The sequence below is a fragment of the Salinibacterium sp. genome (assembly GCF_031364185.1).
GTDB lineage: Bacteria > Actinomycetota > Actinomycetes > Actinomycetales > Microbacteriaceae > Rhodoglobus.
On sequence record NZ_JANLVV010000131.1, the window covers coordinates 1 to 3568 of the forward strand.

At 57.6% G+C, this 3568-nt stretch carries 4 protein-coding genes; 1 reads left to right on the forward strand and 3 read right to left on the reverse strand.

From position 1 onward, the window contains the following. The 3 genes from RMN95_RS05955 to RMN95_RS05965 form a co-directional block, all read right to left on the reverse strand. Window positions 1-312: SDR family NAD(P)-dependent oxidoreductase (locus tag RMN95_RS05955; protein WP_309616029.1), on the reverse strand; the 312-nt coding region annotated here is incomplete at its 3' end. Between the two features lie 494 nt (window positions 313-806). Beyond that, complete coding sequence (locus RMN95_RS05960; protein WP_309616030.1) at window positions 807-1658, reverse strand: SDR family NAD(P)-dependent oxidoreductase; 852 nt, start codon at window positions 1656-1658, stop codon at window positions 807-809. 48 nt (window positions 1659-1706) lie between these two features. Next, the gene (locus tag RMN95_RS05965) at window positions 1707-2546 is read right to left on the reverse strand and encodes an SDR family NAD(P)-dependent oxidoreductase (RefSeq protein WP_309616031.1); all 840 of its coding nucleotides are present in this window, start codon (window positions 2544-2546) and stop codon (window positions 1707-1709) included. Window positions 2547-2666: 120 nt separating this feature from the next. Here RMN95_RS05965 and RMN95_RS05970 point away from each other — a divergent pair, with 120 nt between their 5' ends. Continuing rightward, on the forward strand, window positions 2667-3221 hold the full coding sequence (locus RMN95_RS05970) for a TetR family transcriptional regulator (protein WP_309616032.1): 555 nt from the start codon (window positions 2667-2669) through the stop codon (window positions 3219-3221). Window positions 3222-3568 lie beyond the last annotated feature (347 nt).

Genomic DNA, 3568 nt, shown 5'->3' on the forward strand with positions numbered 1-3568 from the left:
GAAAAACGTACGCGCGGCGTGTATGTCGTAGTCCTCCAGTCTCATCAGAGCCAGGTTCTCGCCCGCCGTGTACACCAGATGATCGAATGGTCCTACTGCAGTGAAGAAATCGCGCAACGCAGCGGAGTCCCCCACGTCGAGAACGAGTCCTTCAGCTCCTGGCGGCAGCACAGAGAGAGCACGGTCGACGCTCGATTGGCGACTGGAGGCGACCACGACCGAGGCGCCCGCTTCGGCCACCGCTTGCGCAGTGGCCAGTCCAATTCCGCTTGTTCCGCCGAGAACAACGACTCGAGAATTCTTGACAGTCATGGCAGCTCCTTAGGTAGTCATAACGTTGTGACGCCACGTCGATCCCTCCAGACCCGCCGACGACCACTCTGTGCTGGTGTGTGCGATCCAACTCTTGTTCCATTGGACGCCCAGGGTGTTCAGTGTGCGCGTCTTCGGAACTGCTGTCTAAGACCAAAGATGGCTCGGGTCATGCCGCGCCGGCATCGCGAGACCCACCGGCTGCACACCACCATCTTGCAGCGAAATCCGGTCATACCGGTTGGACTATCCCCGCTGGCTTCTAGGCAGATGAAGTCGTCGATTCCCACAACATCCTCATTGCGGCGAGCATCACGGTAACAATCGCTGCGCCTGGCGGCGGGTCCGCTCCTGTCCAGGGATACAGCATCGACGATTCGATGACAGGTCAGCCGAATGCTGCGGTCTTCGTTGAAAGACTGCCTATAACGTCCCTCGCCCGGCGAATTATGCCCGAGTGATTGCATCGGGCACGAAAGCAGATCCGATTGGCGCTAGACGTGAGCGAAATCGGTGGTGTGGGCAATCAATTTGGAGGCGTCGTAGTCTTTTTGCAAGTCGTCGATTTTCGCTCCGATTCGGTTCATCGCATCGGAACCGAGAATGATGCGGTGAACGGAGGGGTTGGTGGTGAGCTGATCGAAAAGCACCATTGCGGCGCGCTTCGGATCTCCCGGGAACATCACGCCGCTGAGCTCCCTGACGTTCTGCATCGCTCTGAAGAAATTGCCCGATGTGGAATCGTAGTCGGGAAGCATGGTTCCGGAAAAGTGAGTCCGTTCGTCGATTCCGGTGAGGAACGAGCCGGGTTCAATGAGGAGAGCTTTCAGCCCGGACGGCCCGATCTCCTGCCAGAGCGATTCTGTCAGACCCTCCAAAGCGAACTTGCTGGCCGAATAGTATGCGTTACCCGGAAGGCTTGCGATGCCATCCATGGACGACATATTGACGATCATTCCAGATCTGCGTGCGCGCATAGCTGGCAGGGCGAGGCGAAGCAGCGCGACCGCGCTAAAAAAGTTGATTTCGAACACCTTTCGGTAGTCCTCTTCGTTCTGTTCTTCAATCGCTCCGAGGAAGTCAATTCCCGCGTTGTTCACCAGGTAGTCGATCTTTCCGAACCGCGCTTGCGTTTGATTTATGAGGCTTTCCCGTTGATGGGGATCCGCAACATCCACCGCAACGACGAGTGCGGTAGACGGGTAGCGGTCGGCGAGACTTCGCATCGCTGATTCGGTGCGGGCAGCGAGGACTACTTCGTCACCCTGCCCAAGCGCGTATTCAGCGAGGTCGTATCCCAGACCGCTGGATGCTCCTGTAATGAGCCAGGTTGAGGTGTTAGTCATGATCTTTCTCATTTCTTATGTATTCGTTGGGATTGATGTACGCGGTGATCAGGCGACCACCGGGAAGTCGGCAGACGCACTAACAGCGGCCCATTTCTCAGTCTCAGCGGCACGAATATCTGCTGCTGTTCGGATCATGGCCACAGCTCCTGCTCCGAGGACGAGTCGCATCGGCAGCTCGTGACCGCCAATCGTTTCGACGATCACGTGAGCGGCGCGGGCGGGATCGCCCGGCTGATTGCTGGCGTTGGCCGCCCGGTACCTATTCAGCGCGCCGACAGTTTCCTCGTAATCCGCACCGACCGGGTTGAGCTTCATTGATGAACCCTGCCAGTCAGTACGGAAGGCTCCAGGCTCAACGAGCATGACCTTCACCCCGAATGGGCGAACCTCATTCGCCAGGACTTCGGAGAAGCCTTCGACCGCGAACTTCGCGGCTTGATAAGCGCCCATACCGGGGGTACCCCCGACTCGGCCGCCGACGGAGGAGAACTGGACAATGATGCCGGAACGCTGTGCCCGCATGATTGGCAACGCCGCCTTTGTAACGTTGATAGTTCCGAACAAGTTCGCCTCGATCTGACCCCGGAAGTCGCCGTCGGTGGTCTCTTCGATCGACGAACTGTTGGCGTAGCCCGCGTTGTTGACAACGACGTCGAGAGACCCAAACTCCTGAACCGCAGAAGCGACTGCTGCTTCCGCCGACGGGACGTCCGTCACATCCAGAGCCATAGTCCGCACTTGCGCGCCATATCGTGCGACTAGCTCGACGAGTTGCTCGGGGCGACGCGCCGTAGCCATAAGGTAATCGCCACTGTCAAGCACGGCTTTACTCAACTCTGCTCCGAACCCTCGAGAACTTCCTGTGATGAGCCATGTCTTAGCCATTGGACCATTCCTCTCGATTGGTAGCTTCAGGCAACTAAATAGTTATTTGATTGCTAGTTATGACCTAACACCTCAAACCCCGTGGGTGTCAACTAAAAAGTTAGTTATATAATAAGAATCGTGATTCGAGATTCCGTACGAACAAAGAAGTTGCTGCTGAAGGCTGCCGCCGAAGAATTTGCGGCGTTCGGAATCGCAGGTGCGCGAATCGATCGGATCGCCGCGAGCGCAGGTGTGAACAAGTCGTTGATCTACAGCTACTTCGAGAGCAAGGACAAGCTATTCGACACGGTCTTCAGCGAGATGACGAGGGACTCTTTGGCAACAGTTTCGTTTGACGTCGCCGACCTTCCAGGATACGCGGGTCGATTGTTCGACTCGTTCGAGGAGAGTCCCGACACGGTTCGGCTGACGACCTGGTATCAGTTGGAACGACCGCACGGAGTACCGCTTCATGCTGTCGTGGCATCCAACGCATCCAAGTTGCACGAATTGCGCGCGGCCATCGCGGTCGGCGATCTTCCTGGCCACTTCGAACCGGTTGAGATCCTCGCGCTGGTCCGAGCGGTTGTACTGGCTTGGTCAACGACAGTGCCAGAGCTTGGCCCTGCTGTTCCCATGGACCGCGCTCGACGGCGCGCTGTCATCGTAGACGCTGTACGACGGCTCCTATGAAGCCCGTAATCTCCGAGGTCCAGCGCCAACCTCCCTGGCTAGATTCACGCATTGCTCCCCGTCATTGATCCGCACGAAGAAGCCGATTAGAGGCGGTGCGCACCGTCCCGTCGGGATCCTATTCGGCTTGTGATGTCTGGTTTGCGACGTGCAACTGACATGGGCACTTGACATCGGGTCTGATGGTTTCTGTTTCCGTCGTTCCTAGAGCGTGCGGCCTGCGCCAGAGACGACCCGTCGAAGGCAACGAGGTGCTGGTCTAAACGATCCATCTCTCGAACCTGTCTACGGTCACGGTCTTCAGCGTGCGTGCCTTTGGGTCGGCTGTCTGTCAAAGGCCAAAGATG

Excerpts from the sequence above, each read along its gene's own strand:
- RMN95_RS05965 (WP_309616031.1), bottom strand. The coding sequence starts at position 2,546 with ATGGCTAAGACATGGCTCATCACAGGAAGTTCTCGAGGGTTCGGAGCA.
- RMN95_RS05960 (WP_309616030.1), bottom strand. The coding sequence starts at position 1,658 with ATGACTAACACCTCAACCTGGCTCATTACAGGAGCATCCAGCGGTCTG.